Here is a 16,689-nt window from a genome sequence, read left to right on the forward strand (position 1 = left end):
CGCGGCGCCGACGGTGTGGCCTTCCCTGGGGCGAGGCGAGGCGCTGACCGTGCGGCCACCCGAGGGGGAGGCGCGGCGCTGACGCTACGCCCACCCGGGGCATCACCCCTGCGGGTGGCGGCGTTGTCCACAGGCGTTCGGTGATCCACAGCGCTCAGCGGGCCCGGCCCGGCGGCGGCAGTCTGGCAGACACAGCCGTACGGGACGGGCCCGTACGCGTGTCGGTCCGGCGCGGGTGCCGTGGTCCGGGCGAGGGAGGTTTCGCGATGAACGAGACGATGGTCTGCGCGGTCGGCAGGGTGGCGACGCAGCCGGTGTACCGGGAGGTGGCGTCCGGCCCGTCGGCGAGGTTCAGGATGGCGGTGACCGCGCGCTACTGGGACCGCGAGAAGAACACGTGGACGGACGGGCACACCAACTTCTTCACGGTGTGGGCCAACCGCCAGCTGGCCACGAACACGGCGGCGTCGCTGACGGTCGGCGAGCCCGTGATCGTGCAGGGAAGGCTGAAGGTGCGGACCGACGTGCGCGAGGGGCAGAGCTGGACGTCGGCGGACATCGACGCGGTGGCGATCGGCCACGACATGGCCTGGGGCACCTCGGCCTTCAGGCGGGCGGGCAAGGCGGAGACGGCGCCCTCGCCGACGCAACCGGAGCCCAACTGGGAGACACCGCCGGAGGGTTCCGTGGAGCCGGGGGACACTCGCGTGCAACACCCGCCGGAGGCAGCAGTGCTGACGTGACGTCACTCACTGGCAGGCCTGCCCGAACTGCGGCATATCGACGAGTGCGCACCGAACCACCAGGGTTGATTTGTCGATACGCCCTGCTCACCAGGGATCTTGGCGATAACGATTCCGATTCGGATCACTCGTCCGACCGTCCGACCGGCGGGCGGGCTCCCCCACGTCCCTAGGATGCCGGACATGGCTCTCGGGACTCTTGTGTCCTGTGAGTCCTCTGATTCTGCTGGTGGGACCGTCCCCCCACGTCAACGGTCCTGCTCGAAGGGGAATTTGGTGTTTGCTTCGTTCTCTGAGCTGTTCGTACGCAGGCGAGGGGCGGCCCGCCTCGCCACCGCGACCGTCCTTACCGGCCTTGTCGCCGCGGCCGGGCTGGCCGGTGCCGGCCCGGTCGCCGCCGACGAGACGACGCAGAGTCAGGGCGGCGCGGCCGCGACGATAGGCGGCCTCAAGACGTACGGCGCGGCCGTCATACACGCCGGCACCGGCGACCAGGAGATCTCGGCGGGCCTGTTCGAGATGTCCGTCGACGGCGGCGGCATGCTCCAGACGTACTGCGTCGACCTCCACAACCCCACGCAACGGGACGCCAGGTACCACGAGACGTCCTGGAGCGGCACGTCCCTGGGCGCCAACAAGGACGCCGGCAAGATCCGCTGGATCCTGCAGAACTCCTACCCGCAGGTCAACGACCTCGCGACGCTCGCGCGCAAGGCGGGCGTGCGCGGAGCGCTGACCGAGCAGGACGCCGCGGCCGGCACGCAGGTGGCGATCTGGCGCTACTCGGACGACATCGCCGTCGACGCCCTCGACCCGCAGGCCGAGCAGCTCGCCGACTACCTGGAGAAGCACGCCCGCAATCTGCCCGAGCCCCGTGCCTCGCTCACCTTGGAGCCCTCCGCGGTCTCCGGGCGGCCGGGGGAGCGGATCGGACCGGTGACGGTGCGCACCAACGCCGGCAGCGCGACGGTCACCCCGCCCGCGGACGCCGCAACGAGCGGAGTGCGGGTCGTCGACAAGCAGGGCAAGGTCATCACCTCCACGCCCGACGGCGGGCAGGTCTTCTTCGACGTCCCCGCGGACGCGGCAGCCGGTACGGCGGAACTGACCGTGCAGGCCTCGACCACCGTGCCGGTCGGCCGGGCCTTCGCCTCCGAGAGCCGCAGCCAGACGCAGATCCTGGCCGGTTCGAGCGAGTCGACGGTGTCCGCGACGGCCGGGGCGACCTGGGCGAAGCAGGGCCCGATCCCGGCGCTGTCGGCGGCGAAGAACTGCGCCGAGGGCGGCGTCGACATCATCGCCTCCAACAAGGGCGACGAGCCGTTCACCTTCGAACTGGCCGGCCTGGAGCACACCATCGCCGCGGGCGAGTCCCGCACGGTGACGGTCCCGATCCAGGAGGACCAGGCCTACGACTTCACGATCCACGGCCCGGGCGGCCTGGAGAAGCGCTTCACCGGCGTGCTGGACTGCCAGACCCGCGGCAGCGACACCGGCACCACCACCCAGACCCTCAGCGAACCGAGCCCGGCGACGGTGGGCGGCACGGCCCCGGACACCAACCTCGCCGAAACGGGCGGCTCCGGCATCACCCCCCTGATCGCGGGCGTCGCCATCGGCCTGGTCCTGATCGGCGGAACGACCCTGATCGTGCTGCGACGCAGGGAGGCGACGGCGGGGGAGTGACGGCGGCGCACGGCCGGCCGCTGATCAATCACGTCGGCTGACAGCGGCCGCCGGTCTGCCGTCGGCCCATTCGACCGGGGGCCGGGTTCGTCAGTGCAGGCTCCGAGGGCCCCGGCCGGTCTCGGTGGCGGAGTCAAAAGCGGCGACGCCAAAGGTCTCCGTGTGGCACGATCCACCGCGTGGAGTGGGTGACTCTCGTGGGTACGGCCCTGGGGGCGGTGCTCGGTGTCGGGGCGACGCTGGCCGGTGAGCATCTGCGGTGGCGACGTACCGTCAGGGACACCAGGCTGCAGGACCGCCGGACCATGTACGTGGACTGTCTGGTCGCTCTTCGCAGAGCGCACGAGGCGATGCGGCTGGTCGCCGACGAGAACCACACGGATCCGCAGACGAGGGCGGCCAAGATCCGGCAGGCGTTCCAGGCCTCCGGGTGCGATGAGGCGCGAGAGCGGCTGGTTCTCACGGCGACCGCCGGCATAACGGAAGCGATAGACGGCTCGTACCACTCGCTGCGCGACATTCGCGAGGCGCTCGCGTCGGGGTGCACGATCGCGTCCGAGGAGTACCAGGCCGCCAGGCAGGTCCACGGTGACGCGACCCGGGCAGCGCGCGTGGTCCTCCGCGCGGACCTGGCCGCCCTGGAGGCCTGACCGGTCGCCGCACAGCGGCTCTGGCGACGGACTGTGACTGCCGGGTCCCCCAGCCACCACCAAGAACCCCCAGGTCAGCGCCCCCACCCCATACGCGTTTCCACCCAGGGGTGGCGGTACGGCAAGATGGGGTGTTACTTACCGCGAGAGGGCATGAAAAGGCCCCTCACCAGCGGTTTTCTCGCCGATGAGGGGCCGTGTAGGCAGCCTGGGCCGTCTCTGGGCCGTCGGGCGTCCCTGGGCCGTCATGAGCGTGACCGGCGGCCCGGTACATCGCGGAGATGGCTTTCCACGGGCTGTGGGAGATCTTCCAGGACGTAGCGCCGGAGCCACCGGTACGCGTCCAAGGTGGAGGCCGGCGGCGGTGTGATGACCGCGCGGTCTTGGCCGCGATCATCTTCGTCGCCACCTCAGGCTGCACTTGGCGGCAGCTGCCGCCGGTCTTCGGCGCTTCTTGGCAGACGGTGCACCGGCGATTCACGGACTGGTCCACGGCGCGGGTGTGGGCCAAGCTGCACCGCGTGGTCCTCGACCGACTTGGCATGAACGGCGAGCTGGACTGGTCGCGTTGCGCAATCGATTCGGTCAGTGTCCGGGCGGTCAAAGGGGGCCCCTGACCGGACCGAATCCGACCGATCGCGGCAAGCTCGGGTCGAAGATTCACCTGATCTGTGACCGCAACGGGCTACCGCTCTCGGTCGGCATCTCCGGTGCCAACCTCCACGACAGCCAGGCACTGATCCCGTTGATGCGCGGCATCCCGCCAGTCCGCTCCCGCTTTGGCCCCCGGCGCCGACGCCCAGCCAGGCTGCATGCGGACAAGGGCTACGACTTCGACCACTTGCGAGGTTGGCTGCGCCGTCGGCAGATCGTGCCGCGCAGCGCCCGCCGCGGGGTGGAAAACTCCAACCGCCTGGGCCCGCACCGCTGGGTGGTCGAGCGGACGATGTCCTGGCTGAACGGATGCCGGCGACTGCACCGCCGCTACGAGCGCAAGGCCAGCCACTTCCTCGCCTTCGTTGGCATCGCCAGTGCCCTGATCTGCTACCGGCGCCTTCGCCGATCAGGACATTCGTAGAGTGCCCAGCAGGATGCTAGGCAACAGGAGGTTGCAGGGATGGACGTCTCGTGGGCAGCAACGGACCCCGAATCGCGACAGTTCTCCCCGACTGAGCGAAGCTCCGATATTGCGGATCTGGCCGATCACTTCACCGCACTGCGCTCGCATGGCCAGGGATACCTGGAAGTCCGCCTGCCGGGCGACGAGTTTCCCCTGCTGACCCTGGGCTTCCAAGACGATCAAGCAGTCATCCACCGGTTCGACGCTGCTGAGAAGTCGTCCCTACTCGTCGGCGATGGCACCGCCGCAGCGGATGCGGTCGTCGAAGTGCCGATCATGGACGACCCGGCCGTGTTCAGTGGCGACTGCGTCGTCGCAGTCGATCGCGCCTGGGCCCTCATTCGCACCTTCATCCAGACCAGGGCGCCTGGCGAGCTGGGTGAGTGGCGGGAGCTGTGACCCCGCCTCGATCGCCCCTCGAGACACCGTCTAAGGCGGTGGTCAGGTCCCCTTGGACTATGTGTGGACGGACCCCGACCGACCGAGCTTCTGCGAGGGTCCTGAACCACCTCATTACCTGAGGCCCGCGCGGGCTCCTCTCGTCGTCACTTACCACGCATGAGTGGCGCGTGAGACGTACTCGAACAAACTTATGTACGGACGGCCTGCGCTCCGCCAGCCTGGCCGAGTGCTGCTACGTCTTCCAACACCACGCGGCCCTCTCCCCTCCTGGGTGCGCGAAGCCGTGCTGTCGGCTGCCGGCGGATGGTGCACCTACTGCGGAAGCATGGGAGTTCGCGCCGAGGTAGTCGACCACGTCGTGCCTCTTGAGCAAGGTGGCACCGATGACATCACAAATCTTGTTCCTTCCTGCCGCTCTTGCAATGCGAGCAAGAGGGACCGCACTCCAGGGCAGTGGAAGAAGAGCTTGGAGCGTCGGCATTACGGGCCACCCGGGTGGTGGGACGAGCCGCCGTACCCCGACATCATGGACTACACAGACGCTGGGCTGACGAAGCTCGTTAGCGAGGCACAGAGTGAGGTGCTGGCAGCGGCACGTCCCTATCAGGAGCAGGCCGCTGCAAAGATGAAGGGCCTTGTCGATCGATTTGACGCGAACCTGCGTAACCTCACTCCTTCTCAGAGGGAAGAGGTCCTGGGGGCGCTGCGTGCTCTAACGGATAAATACGACAACTGAAAGTGCCTGCCGAGGTGGCGTCCGCACCGCAAGCGCACCAGATTGAGCAGGGAACAGCGGGGAATCATGGTGAAAGTGGCCGGGATCGTCGGAGCCACGGCCCAACCGTTGGCCCAGGTCAGAACCCAAACCGCCCGCAAGAAGTCGCAGCTTCCCAAGCTGAGGGCTCACGGTGAGAAGCCCACAGCATCTGAACTGCATCAGAGCCGTGGGCTTCGTCAGGACCACTGGATAGCCAGCGGTGACCAGTTGACGGGTTCCCTCTCTCTGCGTGTCAAGGGACGTCGCTGCAGGCAGCCGCTCTTGGTGGTCTCAGGGGCCCGATTCGCCGACCGCCAGGAGGTGACCGCGGCTGGTGGCAACGCGGAGGACGTCCCGGAGACCCCCGCTCAGCTCCTTCGCCAAGCGTCGCATCTCGTCAAGGGTCACATCCCGGTCGCTGAGGGTTTCGGAGGCTTCCTCCAGTAGCTCGGCCGCCGTGCCGAGCTGAACCGCCTCGACGTTGTCCGCCAGGCGGGACATGTAGCCGCCCCGTTCGTCGGTGCTCAGGTAGCAGGGCTTGCCTTCCGGGCCCGACCACGGAAGGAGTCGCAGTTCGGTCGGTGTCGTCATCCCTTGCTCTGCCTTTCGTCGATTACGTGGTGGGTGGAGAACACGGCGTCGACTCGATCCCCCGGGAAGGCCAGAAGCGTGGCCTCGACGACGCGGCCCGTGGAGTCGGTGGCGATGCGAGTGATGGAGAGGACGATGGACGCGATGCCGATCCGGAGGGCCGATGCTTCGTCCGGGGTCGGGAGGCGAGCACTCACCGTCTCTCGGACAGCAGTCGGAGGTGGGCCGAGGAAGGCGAACCTTGTGGCCGCCTCTCTGCACTTGGAGGCGTCGTCGAGCGCTCCGGGCGGGACCAGGTCATGCGGCATGTAGAGGCGCGCCAGGCCATGTGGTGGCTCCCCTTCGCGGCTGAGGCAGGTGAACTCCACGACGGGGCTGCCCGTTGGCACCTTTAGCAAGGTCGCCAGGTGTGCTTGGGCCTGAACTGCGGTGCTGCGGATGGTGACGCGCAAGTCTGGCTCGGCGGCGGTCCACGGGTCCAGGGTGCCCCAGCCGCCGACGTACATGATCTTGCGGTGAGGGTGGTGGACGAAGTTGCCTTTGCCGTGGATCTTCTCGACGAGGCCTTCCCTCTGGAGGGCGGCGAGTGCTCTTCGCAGCGTCACCGTGCTGACCCTGTATCGGCCGGCGAGGGCAGCCTCGGAAGGAAGGCGTTCACTCGGCAGGATGCGGCCAGCTGCGATCTGTTGCCGGAGGTCGTCGGCGATGTCGTGGTGACGGGAGCGCATGGACCCGGTCACCGTCCTCTCAGCATTCGCACGGCCACGAGCCGGGTACGTGCATGTATGGTCAGCAGCTCGCCCGACTCGAAGACCAGTTGCTTCGCTCCCTGGCGGAGCTGGAAGAGGTCTCTCACCCGGACGGCATGGCCTCCGAGTTGAATGATGTCGCCGCGCTGCACGGTGGTCGCGGTGACCTCGATGTTGGAGACCAGCGCGCCACCGGGGGCATACGCCGTCACCGAGTCACCTCCAAGGACGCGGGCGGGTCAACGCCCGAGTGGCACGGGCAGTCGCACGCCTCTCAGATCACCGGGATGTCGGACGGGGCCGGCGTCGGGGAGGCGTCGGCGCAAACGTGGTGCGTGCCGATCCGGCATGCAGTCGAGCGGTAGGGGACGGACGCGGCGTCTGCGATGTGCGGCTGTCGACGATGCGGCATCAGTAAGCCCATGTGAGCGCTGACCAGGCGTCCGCCGAGAGGTGAGGGGCGATGACCATCGCACGTGCCCGGACGCGTCCTTCCATCGCCAGGACGTACGGGCGGACCTGGGCCACGTCCTCTCCTCTGAGCAGGTTTCGGTGAGATGCGCGTCCTCGGCTGTACGCCCCAAGCCGGGGGCCGACGTGCCATCGGGCCTACGAGAGACGGGAAGAGGCGGAGGAGACAAGGCGGGCACTAACGGCCGGCGGTGCCTGTCCCTTGGAGAGTTGCGCACCCTAGTGAGAGAGAAGGCGCGGCGGATACGGTTGAGCACGCTGTTCAGCTCCTATCGCTGATGGCTCGGTCCCCAGACATCGCCCGTCGTGGGGGCCGCTTTGCGTACGACCGCCCATAAGGTGCGGTCGTTCAAGCTGGTGGCGAGGAGCCCGAATCGGTCGGCCTCAGCCACCACGTCCAGGACCTCCCGCCATGACTCGGCGGAGAGCGTGTCCGGCACCTCCGTTTCCACCGATGTGTGCTGGTGCTGTTCCTCCACTCGCGTGGAAAGCCCGAGGGCGGACAGCCGGGCGGCGATGGCCGCCGCTCTAACTCCCGAAGCGGGCACAGGGCAGCCTCCGTCATCCAGTGATCACTTTGAGTGAAGCTAGTTAACTAGGTTAGAGCTAGTGGACTAGATTTTCCATATGCCTGAGCAGCCGCCCTATCTCCGCGTCGCCGAGGAACTCCGGCGGCGGATCGCGGAGCACCTGTGGGAGCCGGGAGACCGTCTGCCCTCTCGCGCGCAGATCGGCCAGGAGTGCGGCGTCGGCGAGAACGTGGTCCGTCGGGCGCAAGAGCTGCTGATTTCCCAAGGCGTGCTGGAAGGCCGCGCTGGGTCGGGTACCTACGTCGCCGAGCCCAGACAGCGGGTGCGGGTGGTGCGTTCGTCGGCGCGCGAGCAGCCGAGCGGGTCACCCTTCCGGGCCGACATGAAGGCTGTGGGCAGGCAAGGGGACTGGGAGAGTCGGACGGATGCCAAGGTGCCGGCCCCCGCAGACATCGCGGTGCGGCTCGGGATCGACGAGGGGGAACTGTGCGTGCGGACCGCGTACGAGTTCCTGGCGGACGGCAGGCCGGTCCAGCTGTCGACGAGTTGGGAGCCGTACGAACTCACCGCCGGCACTCTCGTCGTTCTCCCCGAGGGCGGGCCGCATGCTGGAGCGGGCGTCGTGAACCGTATGGCCGCGATCGGCATCACGGTCAGCCATGCCGTGGAGCAGCCAGAGCCGAGGCAGGCGACCGCCGAGGAGGCATCGCTACTCGGCATCCAGAAAGCTGCCCTTGTCACGCATATTCGGCGGACGTACTACAGCGACGACGGTAGGCCCGTGGAGACAGCGGACATCGTGGTTCCTTCGGCTCACTGCGAGATCGTCTATGAGATCCCGATCAACCGATAGCCGTGCCTAGGGTTCGCCATGTGGCCGACGATGCTCCGTCCTGTCCCGAGTGCAGGCAGCCCCTGAAGTCGGGCGGTCTTGTGCTGGTCAAGAGAGACGACGACGGCCGGAGGACTTGCCGATCTCTATGGCGGTGCGCTGATCGGCACACCTGGTGGCGGTGGGCGGACCGGCCGGAGGGGCCACTGGAAGCCTGCCCACTTCCGCATGTGTTCCGTTGACATCCTGCCCTCGCGTCAGCGGGGCCGGACCTCGGAGCCCTGAGGTGTGCTCAACTCGGCGTGACGGCATCGAGCCATCCGGCGAGCGCGTAGAAGTCGGTGCCACTGAGGCCCTTGGCTGGCTCGACCTGGTGCAGCAGTGAAGGCCCAGGGTGGCTGGCGTCAACCCAGAGGCGGTCTGTGGCGCTGATCTCGTCATCGACCCAGATGAACGGTCGGCCGGCAGCCCACTCGACCATGGGACGAGTCTTCCAGTGGAGACCCCGCGGGGCCCCTTCTGCGTCGGCGTCCGGCCACTCCAGGACCGCCAGCCTCGGCAGGCCGATGCGCGGGGTGATTACTTCGTTCGCCTCTTCCATCCAGGTCGTCGCCCAGACGAGCTGGCAGCCCAGAGCAATGAGGCGCTCCCCGATCCCGGGGTCGAGTCGGGCCAGCAACGGGTTCCCCTGATCGACGGTCGTCGAGGAGGTGGCAGCGACCTCTTTCTGACCGGCCGACGACCCGAACGGGATCAGTGGGCCGTCCACGTCGAGGAAGAGGAGAGGGCGCTCCGATGAGCTGGTCACGGCAGTACCGTAGCCCCGCGCAGCGGGGGAGCGGCACCTTCGGGCTGGGCCGTCCCTGGGCCGTGCGAGGGTGTCCGAGGCCGACCGACGGCGACCGACAGTGACAGGTGGGGTTCGGGGGCCTTCCAGGAAAGGCCAGGTCAGGAGCCCCGCCCGGAACGCGTTTCCACCCAGGCCTAGCGGTACGGCAAGATGGGGTGTATCTGCCCACTGCCAGTTTCAAGCTGCCGGACGGTTTCTCTTGGCTGAGTTCATTTACACCATGCGCAAGGCGCGCAAAGCGCACGGCGACAAGGTGATCCTCGACGACGTGACGACCAGCTTCCTGCCGGGGGCGAAGATCGGCGTCGTCGGCCCGAACGGCGCCGGCAAGTCGACGATCCTGAAAATCATGGCCGGCATCGAGCAGCCGTCCAACGGTGACGCCTTCCTCACGCCCGGTTACACGGTCGGCATCCTGCAGCAGGAGCCCCCGCTGACCGAGGACAAGACCGTCCTGGAGAACGTCCAGGAGGGTGTCTCCGGGATCAAGGGCAAGCTCGACCGGTTCAACGAGATCGCCGAGCAGATGGCGACCGACTACACCGACGAGCTCATGGAGGAGATGGGCAAGCTCCAGGAGGACCTCGACCACGCCAACGCATGGGACCTGGACGCCCAGCTGGAGCAGGCCATGGACGCCCTGGGCTGCCCGCCCGGCGACTGGCCCGTCACCAACCTGTCCGGTGGTGAGCGCCGCCGCGTCGCGCTGTGCAAGCTGCTGCTGGAGCAGCCCGACCTGCTGCTGCTCGACGAGCCCACCAACCACCTCGACGCCGAGTCGGTGAACTGGCTGGAGCAGCACCTCGCCAAGTACCCCGGCACCGTCGTCGCGGTCACCCACGACCGGTACTTCCTCGACAACGTCGCCCAGTGGATCTGCGAGGTCGACCGCGGTCGCCTCTACCCCTACGAGGGCAACTACTCCAAGTACCTGGAGACCAAGGCCGCCCGCCTCAAGGTCGAGGGCCAGAAGGACGCCAAGCGGCAGAAGCGGCTCAAGGAAGAGCTGGAGTGGGTGCGGTCCAACGCCAAGGGGCGGCAGGCCAAGTCCAAGGCGCGTCTGGCCCGCTACGAGGAGATGGCAGCCGAGGCCGACAAGATGCGGAAGCTGGACTTCGAGGAGATCCAGATCCCGCCGGGCCCGCGCCTGGGCAACGTCGTCGTCGAGGTCAACAACCTCAGCAAGGGCTTCGGCGACAAGCTGCTCATCGACGACCTCAGCTTCACGCTGCCGCGCAACGGCATCGTCGGCATCATCGGCCCGAACGGCGCCGGCAAGACCACCCTGTTCAAGATGATCCAGGGCATCGAGGAGCCGGACTCCGGCGCCATCAAGGTCGGCGACACCGTCAAGATCTCCTACGTCGACCAGAGCCGCGAGAACATCGACCCCAAGAAGACCCTGTGGGCCGTTGTCAGCGATGAGCTCGACTACATCAACGTCGGACAGGTCGAGATGCCGTCCCGGGCCTACGTGTCGGCCTTCGGGTTCAAGGGTCCGGACCAGCAGAAGCCGGCGGGCGTGCTCTCCGGTGGTGAGCGCAACCGCCTGAACCTCGCGCTCACCCTCAAGCAGGGCGGCAACCTGCTGCTCCTCGACGAGCCGACCAACGACCTCGACGTCGAGACCCTCTCCAGCCTGGAGAACGCGCTGCTGGAGTTCCCGGGTGCGGCCGTGGTCGTCTCCCACGACCGGTGGTTCCTGGACCGAGTGGCCACGCACATCCTCGCCTACGAGGGCGAGTCCAAGTGGTTCTGGTTCGAGGGCAACTTCGAGTCGTACGAGAAGAACAAGATCGAGCGGCTCGGTCCGGACGCCGCCCGTCCGCACCGCGCCACCTACAAGAAGCTGACCCGGGGCTGATCGATCTTGCGGCACATCTACCGCTGCCCGCTGCGTTGGTCGGACATGGACGCGTACGGCCATGTGAACAACGCGGTCTTCGTGCGCTACCTGGAGGAAGCCCGTATCGACTTCCTCTTCCGGCCGGAGAAGGATTTCCAGCAGGGGTCCGTGGTGGCACGCCATGAGATCGACTACAAGCGGCAGCTCGTCCACCGGCACCGCCCGGTGGACATCGAGCTGTGGATCACCGAGATCAGGGCCGCGTCCTTCACCATCACCTACGAGGTGAAGGACGACGACGTGGTCTATGTACGGGCCTCGACGGTGGTCGTGCCGTTCGACTTCGAGGCACAGCGCCCGCGCCGGATCACCTCGGAGGAACGGGAGTTCCTCCAGGAGTACACGGATGACGACGAGGAGGGGGCCGTCGCCGCATGACGGGCCTGCACCTCGCCGACGAGGGGGAGGCGGCGGATCTCGCGGCCTTCCTCTCCCGGCTGCTCCACTACGACCGTGGGGCTGCCGTGCGTCTTCAGGCCGCCGGCACCGCACTCGCCGTCTTCGGGCGGCCGCCCTCCTTCGAGGTGCTCGCCGTGCGGGCGGTGCGGCTGGCGAAGCCGTACGAGAAGGGGCTGGAGGTCACGCTGGACGTGACCGTGTCCGCCGGTGAGTTCCTGGAGGCGGTGGACGAGAAGGCCGGCACGGCGCTCGTGCCGAGCGCGGTGACCGGGCCGCCGTGGGCGGGGGTGCTGCCGCCCCGCGGGGACTGGCGGTCCGAGCCGGGGCTTCCCGCGCCGGACGCCCTGCGGTCCCTGGTCGCGGCCGTCGTCGCCGAGTTCCGGTCCCGTACACAGGAGTTGCCCGCCGAGCTGCGGACCCGCGCCGAGCTGGACCGGATCGGCGCGGACATCTGGTCCCGCACGGTCGGGGACACCCGGCTGCCCGTCCGGGCCGTGCACGCGGCGCAGTCCCTGGGTTTCCTGCGGCCCGGGGTGCCGCTGGGGCTGCTCTCGTCGGGCGCGTGGCTGAGGCTGCGCACGCCGTACGGGTCCATCGCCGTACGACGTGCCGGGCTCGGGGCGCTGGACGTCAGCGTCCGCTGACCTGGCCCTCGACGGCCGTCAGCCCTCGGTGTTGACCATCGAGGCCGCCGCGTACGTCAGGTACTTCCACAGCGTGTGCTCGTGCTCCTCGGACAGGCCGAGTTCGTCGACGGCGACCCGCATGTGCTTCAGCCACGCGTCGTGCGCCGCACGGTCGACCGCGAAGGGCGCGTGCCGCATCCGCAGCCGCGGGTGGCCGCGGTTGTCGCTGTACGTCGTGGGGCCGCCCCAGTACTGGATGAGGAACAGCACGAGGCGCTCCTCGGCCGGGCCCAGGTCCTCCTCGGGGTACATGGGCCGCAGCAGCGGGTCCTCGGCGACTCCCTCGTAGAAACGGTGGACGAGCCGACGGAAGGTCTCCTCCCCGCCGACCTGCTCGTAGAAGGTCTGCTCCTGAAGCGTGCCGCGCCGAATCTCATTCACGCGATCCATGGTCTCAGACGCCCCGGCATAGGACTCAAGGCCTAGGACCCCGCCCCTCCTGTGAGGACCCTGCCCCTACTGTGGAGACATGGGCGGTTACGCACCCGGCAGGGAGCTCGACGGTCTCGCCGCCGCCGCGCGGGCGGCGCTGGTGCGGCGGATCGAGGCGAGCGGAGCCCTGGACGCCGATCCAGGCTGGCGGGAGGCCTTCGCTACGGTCCCGCGGCACCTCTTCGTTCCGTACTACTACGTCGGTGTCGCCGGCGGCTACGAACGCCGCTGGGGCGAGAGCGCCGCCCCCGAGGCGCGGGAGCGGTGGATGCGGGGCGCCTACGAGGACACCCCGCTGGCCACCCGGCTGCGCGACGGCGAGCTGCTGTCCTCCAGCAGCCAGCCGTCCCTGATGGCGGACATGCTGACCGCGCTGGGCGTCGCGGACGGCCACACGGTCCTGGAGATCGGCGCCGGCACCGGCTACAACGCGGCGCTGCTGGCCCACCGGCTGGGCGACGACAGGGTCACCACCGTCGATCTCGACCCGGAGATCACCGAGGCGGCCCGGCGGCACCTGGCCGCGGCCGGGTACCACCCGGTGGTCGTGACGGGCGACGGTGCCCGGGGCGTGCCGGGGCGCGCGCCGTTCGACCGGATCATCGCCACCTGCGCGCTGGGCGGCGTCCCGCGCGCCTGGGTCGCCCAGACCCGCCCGGGCGGCCGGATCCTCATGCCGCTCGCCACCGGCCTGATCGTGCTCACGGTGACCGGCGCCGGACAGGCCGAGGGGCGGTTCCTGCACACGCCCGCCTACTTCGTGCCGCTGCGCGGCGCGGGCCGGCCCGGCGGCGAGCCGGTCCAGCTGGGCGGGGTGCCGCACCGGGCCCGTGAGGACGACCTGTTCCGGTTCCTGCTGGCCCTGACCCGCGGCAGCATCGACCCGCAGGAGGCGCACGCGCTCTGGGAGCAGGAGGGCAGGCCGCAGCGCGAGCGCTACGGCATCACCGTCAGCGAGGAAAGGGAATGGGCCTGGCTGGACGACCCGGAGGGGCCGTACGCCTGGCCCCTCCCGTCGTGAACGGCCTTCCGTCGCGGCGGCTCAGCCGCGGCGGATCGTGATCGTCGTCCAGGCGCCGACGTGCACCCGGTCGCCGTCCTGCAGCGGTACGGGGACGAATGGCTGGATCGGTTCCTCCGAGCCGTTGACCGTCGTGCCGTTGGTCGAGTTCTGGTCGACGACCGCCCAGCTGCCGTCCGGCTGCTGGACCAGCACCGCGTGCTGGTGCGAGACGCCCGGGTCCTCCGGCGGCGTCGACAGATCGATGTCGGGGGTGTCGCCGGTGGAGTGCCGGCGGCGGCCGATGGTGAGCTGGTTGCCGGTGAGCGTGCGCTGCTGCTCGGGCGAGTACGCGGGCAGGTTCAGACCCGCGGCCTCGGGGCCGGAGCGGTGCATCATCGCCATGAAGTAGTCGCGGTCCGGGCCGATGGTCGCGGTCCACGTGGCGGGTCCCTGCGGCGCCTGCGGCTGCTGGGGGAAGCCACCGGGGCCGGGAGGGGCCTGGGTCGCGCCGGGCTGCGGGTAGCCGTAGCCGCCCTGACCGGGACCGGGACCGGGACCGGGGCCGCCGGGGCCACCGTGGCCGCCCGGGCCCGACGTCGGCGGGGAGATCACCCAGTCGTCGTCACCGCCGCCGAAGGACGGACCGCCCTGCTGCGGAGGCCGCTGGGTCTCCTGCGGGAACCCGGGCGGGGCCGGCGGGCCGGACTGGTGGAAGGCCTGCGGAGCACCGGGACCACCGGGCCCGCCGGGACCACCGGGTCCGGGCGGGGGCGGGACCGGCCGGGAAGGGTCGGCACCGAAGTTGCCAGGGCCGCCGGGACCACCGGGGCCGGGAGGGCCGCCGAAGCCACCAGGGCCACCAGGACCGCCGGGGCCGGGCGAGGTCGGGGCAGGGCCGGGCTGCGGGTAGCCGTAGCCGCCGCCCTGCGGGCCACCGGGGCCGGGGCCACCGGGACCACCCGGGCCGGGGCGGCCCGACGGGTCGCCGCCGAACGGCGGGATCGGCTCGGCCGGGCGGTTCATCTGTGACGGACGGGACCCCTGGTACTCGTAGGAGTCACCGCCGCCGTACGACGGGCCGGGGGGCGGACCGCCCTGCTGGCCCGGTGGCTGGAAACGCACGCCGGGGCCGGGCGGCGGGGCCGCGGGGGTGTACGACGTCGCCGTGTTCGTCAGGAAGTTCCACCGGCACTCCTCGCAGAACGGGGCGCCGCCCTCACGCGGCGTACGGCACTGCGGGCAGAGCTCCGGCTCGGCGTTCGGCACGGCGGACAGGTGCGGCGGGCGTCCGCCGGGCTGGCCCCCGGGGCCCTGGGGGCCGCCTTGGCCGGCGGGGGGCGGGAAGCCGTAGCCGCCGGGCGGCGGCGGGGGAGGAGGCGGAGGCACGGCACCCGCCATGCGGTGACCGCAGACCTCGCACCAGTCGTCGGAACCCGACTGGTGTCCGTTCGGGCAGGTCGGCATGTCGGCGCGTCCCTCCTTCGATCTCTTCCAGGTCACTTCTTGACGCGAACGGTCTTGGTGGAGCGGGTTTCGAGCGTCATCTCGTCAGCCTCCGCGACCTTCGCCTTCAGTCGCACAGTACCGGTCGCGGCGTCGACCACGTCCACCACCTTCGCAAGCAGTTTCGCAGTATCGGCGTTCCCGGAGGCACTCGCGAGCTGAACAGCCCGGCCCAGTTTGGCCGTTGCTCCATCCATATCGCCCGACTTACGAAGATCCAGCCCCTGTTGGATGACTTGTGCCAGTTCGGCCTGCCCGGTGTAGTGGGCGACCTGTGGGTTGATCGACGTCGAGGCGACCATGTCGTCCGTCCACACGGCCCGCACCAGGCCCTGTGCGCCGAGGTTCTGGGCGCTGCCGTCGGGCTGCGGAATGACCAGGGAGATCCGGGCCGCCAGCATCTCCTGCCCGATGTGCGCCACCGGGACCTCGACGCAGACGTGGTAGTCACGGGACTCGTCTCCCCAGGAACCAAGGGGATAGTCGCCGGCGCGCGGGCCCGCCTCGGTGCGCCGGCCGGTCAGCTCCTCGACCGTCGGCGCGACCTGCTTGACGAACTTCACGGTCGTGTCCACCGGGGTCCACAGGCGCAGGGAGACGTCCGCGACCTCCTTGCCCATCGCCGTCTCCATCATCTGCGTGAAGTCGGCGGCGAGCGCGGCCGGATCGGCGACGATGTCGGCGGTGCCGAGCAGGGCCGAGGCGATCCCTGTGACTTCTTTCACTTCCCAGTCAGTGCCCACGCCGCGTGCGTCACACGTGAAACGCCCGGCGCACGCGTCGAGCGCGGCCTTCAGGTCCTGGGGCGACTCGTGCTCGTTGCGGCCGTCGGTGAGCAGGATGCCGTGCCGGATCGCGACATCCGCGGAGGAGAGCAGGCGGTCGGCGAGTTTCAGCCAGGTGCCGATGGCCGTGCCGCCGCCGGCGCTCAGGGAGCGCAGCGCCTGCTTGGCCTGCTCGCGGGTGGTGGCGTCGGCGACCGCGACGCGCCCGCCGCCCGGGTAGACCTCCTTCGCTACGTGCGTCCCGCCGATCACCGCGAAGTGCACGCCGTCGCGCAGGGTGTCGATCGCCGCGGCCGTCGCGTCGCGGGCGTTGCGCATCTTGGTCGGCGGGTAGTCCATCGACCCCGAGCAGTCGACCATGATCGCCACGGCCGCGGACGGGCCCTGGCCGGGCGAGTAGAGGTGGGGCGCGGCGACCGCGCTGCCGACCGTGCCGCCGCCGGTCGCCGTCACCGTGACGATGGCGTTGACCTCGCCGGCGCCCTCCGGCAGGTACTCGTTCTGGTAGACGTCCACCGAGAACTGGGGCACGTTCGACTTCGAGAAATTGGCCATGCCTGCTTCGATCCCCCTCCAAAGCCCCCGCCGCGGCGG

Annotated in this window: 19 protein-coding genes and 1 pseudogene; 12 read left to right on the top strand and 8 right to left on the bottom strand. The window is 69.6% G+C overall.

Going from position 1 to position 16,689, the window contains the following annotated elements; translation table 11 throughout:
- Window positions 1–266 precede the first annotated feature (266 nt).
- From IE153_RS06615 to IE153_RS41505, 7 genes and pseudogenes are all read left to right on the top strand, one after another.
- Window positions 267–743, top strand: a complete 477-nt coding sequence (locus IE153_RS06615; protein ID WP_189588821.1) for a single-stranded DNA-binding protein — start codon at window positions 267–269, stop codon at window positions 741–743.
- Window positions 744–1,019: 276 nt separating this feature from the next.
- Window positions 1,020–2,429 (top strand): Cys-Gln thioester bond-forming surface protein, encoded by a 1,410-nt coding sequence (locus IE153_RS06620; protein ID WP_189588822.1) that lies wholly within the window; start codon window positions 1,020–1,022, stop codon window positions 2,427–2,429.
- Window positions 2,430–2,608: 179 nt separating this feature from the next.
- Window positions 2,609–3,079, top strand: coding sequence for a hypothetical protein (locus tag IE153_RS06625; protein ID WP_189588823.1), 471 nt, complete (start codon window positions 2,609–2,611; stop codon window positions 3,077–3,079).
- Window positions 3,080–3,360: 281 nt separating this feature from the next.
- Window positions 3,361–4,157 (top strand): IS5 family transposase gene (locus tag IE153_RS06630; protein WP_189588824.1). Its coding sequence is split into 2 segments (ribosomal slippage): window positions 3,361–3,694 and window positions 3,694–4,157, totalling 798 coding nucleotides; the frame shifts between segments, so codons are not numbered across the junction.
- 39 nt (window positions 4,158–4,196) lie between these two features.
- On the top strand, window positions 4,197–4,598 hold the full coding sequence (locus IE153_RS06635; protein WP_189588825.1) for a hypothetical protein: 402 nt from the start codon (window positions 4,197–4,199) through the stop codon (window positions 4,596–4,598).
- Window positions 4,599–4,791: 193 nt separating this feature from the next.
- Window positions 4,792–5,055 (top strand): annotated as a pseudogene (locus IE153_RS42705) (HNH endonuclease); the annotation flags it as partial.
- Between the two features lie 72 nt (window positions 5,056–5,127).
- Window positions 5,128–5,337 (top strand): hypothetical protein, encoded by a 210-nt coding sequence (locus tag IE153_RS41505; protein WP_229828872.1) that lies wholly within the window; start codon window positions 5,128–5,130, stop codon window positions 5,335–5,337.
- Window positions 5,338–5,649: 312 nt separating this feature from the next.
- On the opposite strand, the gene IE153_RS06645 is transcribed toward IE153_RS41505, so the two are convergent.
- From IE153_RS06645 to IE153_RS41510, 4 genes are all read right to left on the bottom strand, one after another.
- Window positions 5,650–5,949, bottom strand: coding sequence for a hypothetical protein (locus IE153_RS06645; protein ID WP_189588827.1), 300 nt, complete (start codon window positions 5,947–5,949; stop codon window positions 5,650–5,652).
- Window positions 5,946–6,677 (bottom strand): GntR family transcriptional regulator, encoded by a 732-nt coding sequence (locus tag IE153_RS06650; RefSeq protein WP_189588828.1) that lies wholly within the window; start codon window positions 6,675–6,677, stop codon window positions 5,946–5,948. Before IE153_RS06650 ends, IE153_RS06645 begins: the two co-directional genes overlap by 4 nt.
- Before the next feature lie 8 nt (window positions 6,678–6,685).
- Complete coding sequence (locus tag IE153_RS06655; protein ID WP_189588829.1) at window positions 6,686–6,910, bottom strand: hypothetical protein; 225 nt, start codon at window positions 6,908–6,910, stop codon at window positions 6,686–6,688.
- Window positions 6,911–7,438: 528 nt separating this feature from the next.
- A complete protein-coding gene (locus IE153_RS41510) occupies window positions 7,439–7,717 on the bottom strand; it encodes a hypothetical protein (protein WP_229828874.1) in 279 nt (92 codons plus the stop codon).
- A 79-nt stretch (window positions 7,718–7,796) separates the two neighbouring features.
- On the opposite strand from IE153_RS41510, the gene IE153_RS06660 reads away from it, so the two are divergent.
- Complete coding sequence (locus IE153_RS06660; protein ID WP_189588830.1) at window positions 7,797–8,552, top strand: GntR family transcriptional regulator; 756 nt, start codon at window positions 7,797–7,799, stop codon at window positions 8,550–8,552.
- A gap of 271 nt (window positions 8,553–8,823) precedes the next feature.
- Here IE153_RS06660 and IE153_RS06665 read toward each other — a convergent pair whose 3' ends face one another.
- On the bottom strand, window positions 8,824–9,339 hold the full coding sequence (locus tag IE153_RS06665) for an HAD domain-containing protein (RefSeq protein WP_189588831.1): 516 nt from the start codon (window positions 9,337–9,339) through the stop codon (window positions 8,824–8,826).
- A 241-nt stretch (window positions 9,340–9,580) separates the two neighbouring features.
- Between IE153_RS06665 and ettA the strand changes: the two genes are divergently transcribed.
- From ettA to IE153_RS06680, 3 genes are read left to right on the top strand one after another with little or no spacing between them, the layout of a single operon-like run.
- Window positions 9,581–11,245 carry an energy-dependent translational throttle protein EttA gene (gene ettA / locus IE153_RS06670; RefSeq protein WP_189588832.1) on the top strand — a complete coding sequence of 555 codons (1,665 nt, stop codon included), beginning with the start codon at window positions 9,581–9,583 and terminating at the stop codon, window positions 11,243–11,245.
- Window positions 11,246–11,251: 6 nt separating this feature from the next.
- Window positions 11,252–11,665, top strand: coding sequence for an acyl-CoA thioesterase (locus IE153_RS06675; protein ID WP_189588833.1), 414 nt, complete (start codon window positions 11,252–11,254; stop codon window positions 11,663–11,665).
- Window positions 11,662–12,330, top strand: coding sequence for a DUF8010 domain-containing protein (locus IE153_RS06680; protein WP_189588834.1), 669 nt, complete (start codon window positions 11,662–11,664; stop codon window positions 12,328–12,330). The genes IE153_RS06675 and IE153_RS06680 overlap by 4 nt, the downstream gene beginning before the upstream one ends.
- Window positions 12,331–12,348: 18 nt before the next feature.
- Here the strand turns inward: IE153_RS06680 and IE153_RS06685 are convergent, their stop codons facing one another.
- Window positions 12,349–12,762 carry a globin gene (locus IE153_RS06685; protein WP_189588835.1) on the bottom strand — a complete coding sequence of 138 codons (414 nt, stop codon included), beginning with the start codon at window positions 12,760–12,762 and terminating at the stop codon, window positions 12,349–12,351.
- A gap of 79 nt (window positions 12,763–12,841) precedes the next feature.
- Here IE153_RS06685 and IE153_RS06690 point away from each other — a divergent pair, with 79 nt between their 5' ends.
- Entirely contained in the window at window positions 12,842–13,825 is a 984-nt protein-coding gene (locus IE153_RS06690) for a methyltransferase domain-containing protein (protein WP_189588836.1), read from the top strand.
- Window positions 13,826–13,846: 21 nt separating this feature from the next.
- Here the strand turns inward: IE153_RS06690 and IE153_RS06695 are convergent, their stop codons facing one another.
- Window positions 13,847–15,271: an FHA domain-containing protein gene (locus IE153_RS06695; protein WP_189588837.1), complete on the bottom strand. Its 1,425-nt coding sequence runs from the start codon at window positions 15,269–15,271 to the stop codon at window positions 13,847–13,849.
- Between the two features lie 32 nt (window positions 15,272–15,303).
- Window positions 15,304–16,650: a vWA domain-containing protein gene (locus IE153_RS06700; protein ID WP_031111580.1), complete on the bottom strand. Its 1,347-nt coding sequence runs from the start codon at window positions 16,648–16,650 to the stop codon at window positions 15,304–15,306.
- Window positions 16,651–16,689: the final 39 nt, after the last annotated feature.

It is taken from the genome of Streptomyces massasporeus (genome assembly GCF_014648995.1).
Lineage (GTDB): Bacteria > Actinomycetota > Actinomycetes > Streptomycetales > Streptomycetaceae > Streptomyces > Streptomyces massasporeus.

Coding starts and splice junctions, on each gene's coding strand:
- IE153_RS06690 (WP_189588836.1), top strand. CDS start 12,842: ATGGGCGGTTACGCACCCGGCAGGGAGCTCGACGGTCTCGCCGCCGCC.
- IE153_RS06645 (WP_189588827.1), bottom strand. CDS start 5,949: ATGACGACACCGACCGAACTGCGACTCCTTCCGTGGTCGGGCCCGGAA.
- IE153_RS06685 (WP_189588835.1), bottom strand. CDS start 12,762: ATGGATCGCGTGAATGAGATTCGGCGCGGCACGCTTCAGGAGCAGACC.
- IE153_RS41505 (WP_229828872.1), top strand. CDS start 5,128: ATGGACTACACAGACGCTGGGCTGACGAAGCTCGTTAGCGAGGCACAG.
- IE153_RS06695 (WP_189588837.1), bottom strand. CDS start 15,271: ATGCCGACCTGCCCGAACGGACACCAGTCGGGTTCCGACGACTGGTGC.
- IE153_RS06650 (WP_189588828.1), bottom strand. CDS start 6,677: ATGCGCTCCCGTCACCACGACATCGCCGACGACCTCCGGCAACAGATC.
- IE153_RS06635 (WP_189588825.1), top strand. CDS start 4,197: ATGGACGTCTCGTGGGCAGCAACGGACCCCGAATCGCGACAGTTCTCC.
- IE153_RS06700 (WP_031111580.1), bottom strand. CDS start 16,650: ATGGCCAATTTCTCGAAGTCGAACGTGCCCCAGTTCTCGGTGGACGTC.
- IE153_RS06680 (WP_189588834.1), top strand. CDS start 11,662: ATGACGGGCCTGCACCTCGCCGACGAGGGGGAGGCGGCGGATCTCGCG.
- IE153_RS06660 (WP_189588830.1), top strand. CDS start 7,797: ATGCCTGAGCAGCCGCCCTATCTCCGCGTCGCCGAGGAACTCCGGCGG.
- IE153_RS06615 (WP_189588821.1), top strand. CDS start 267: ATGAACGAGACGATGGTCTGCGCGGTCGGCAGGGTGGCGACGCAGCCG.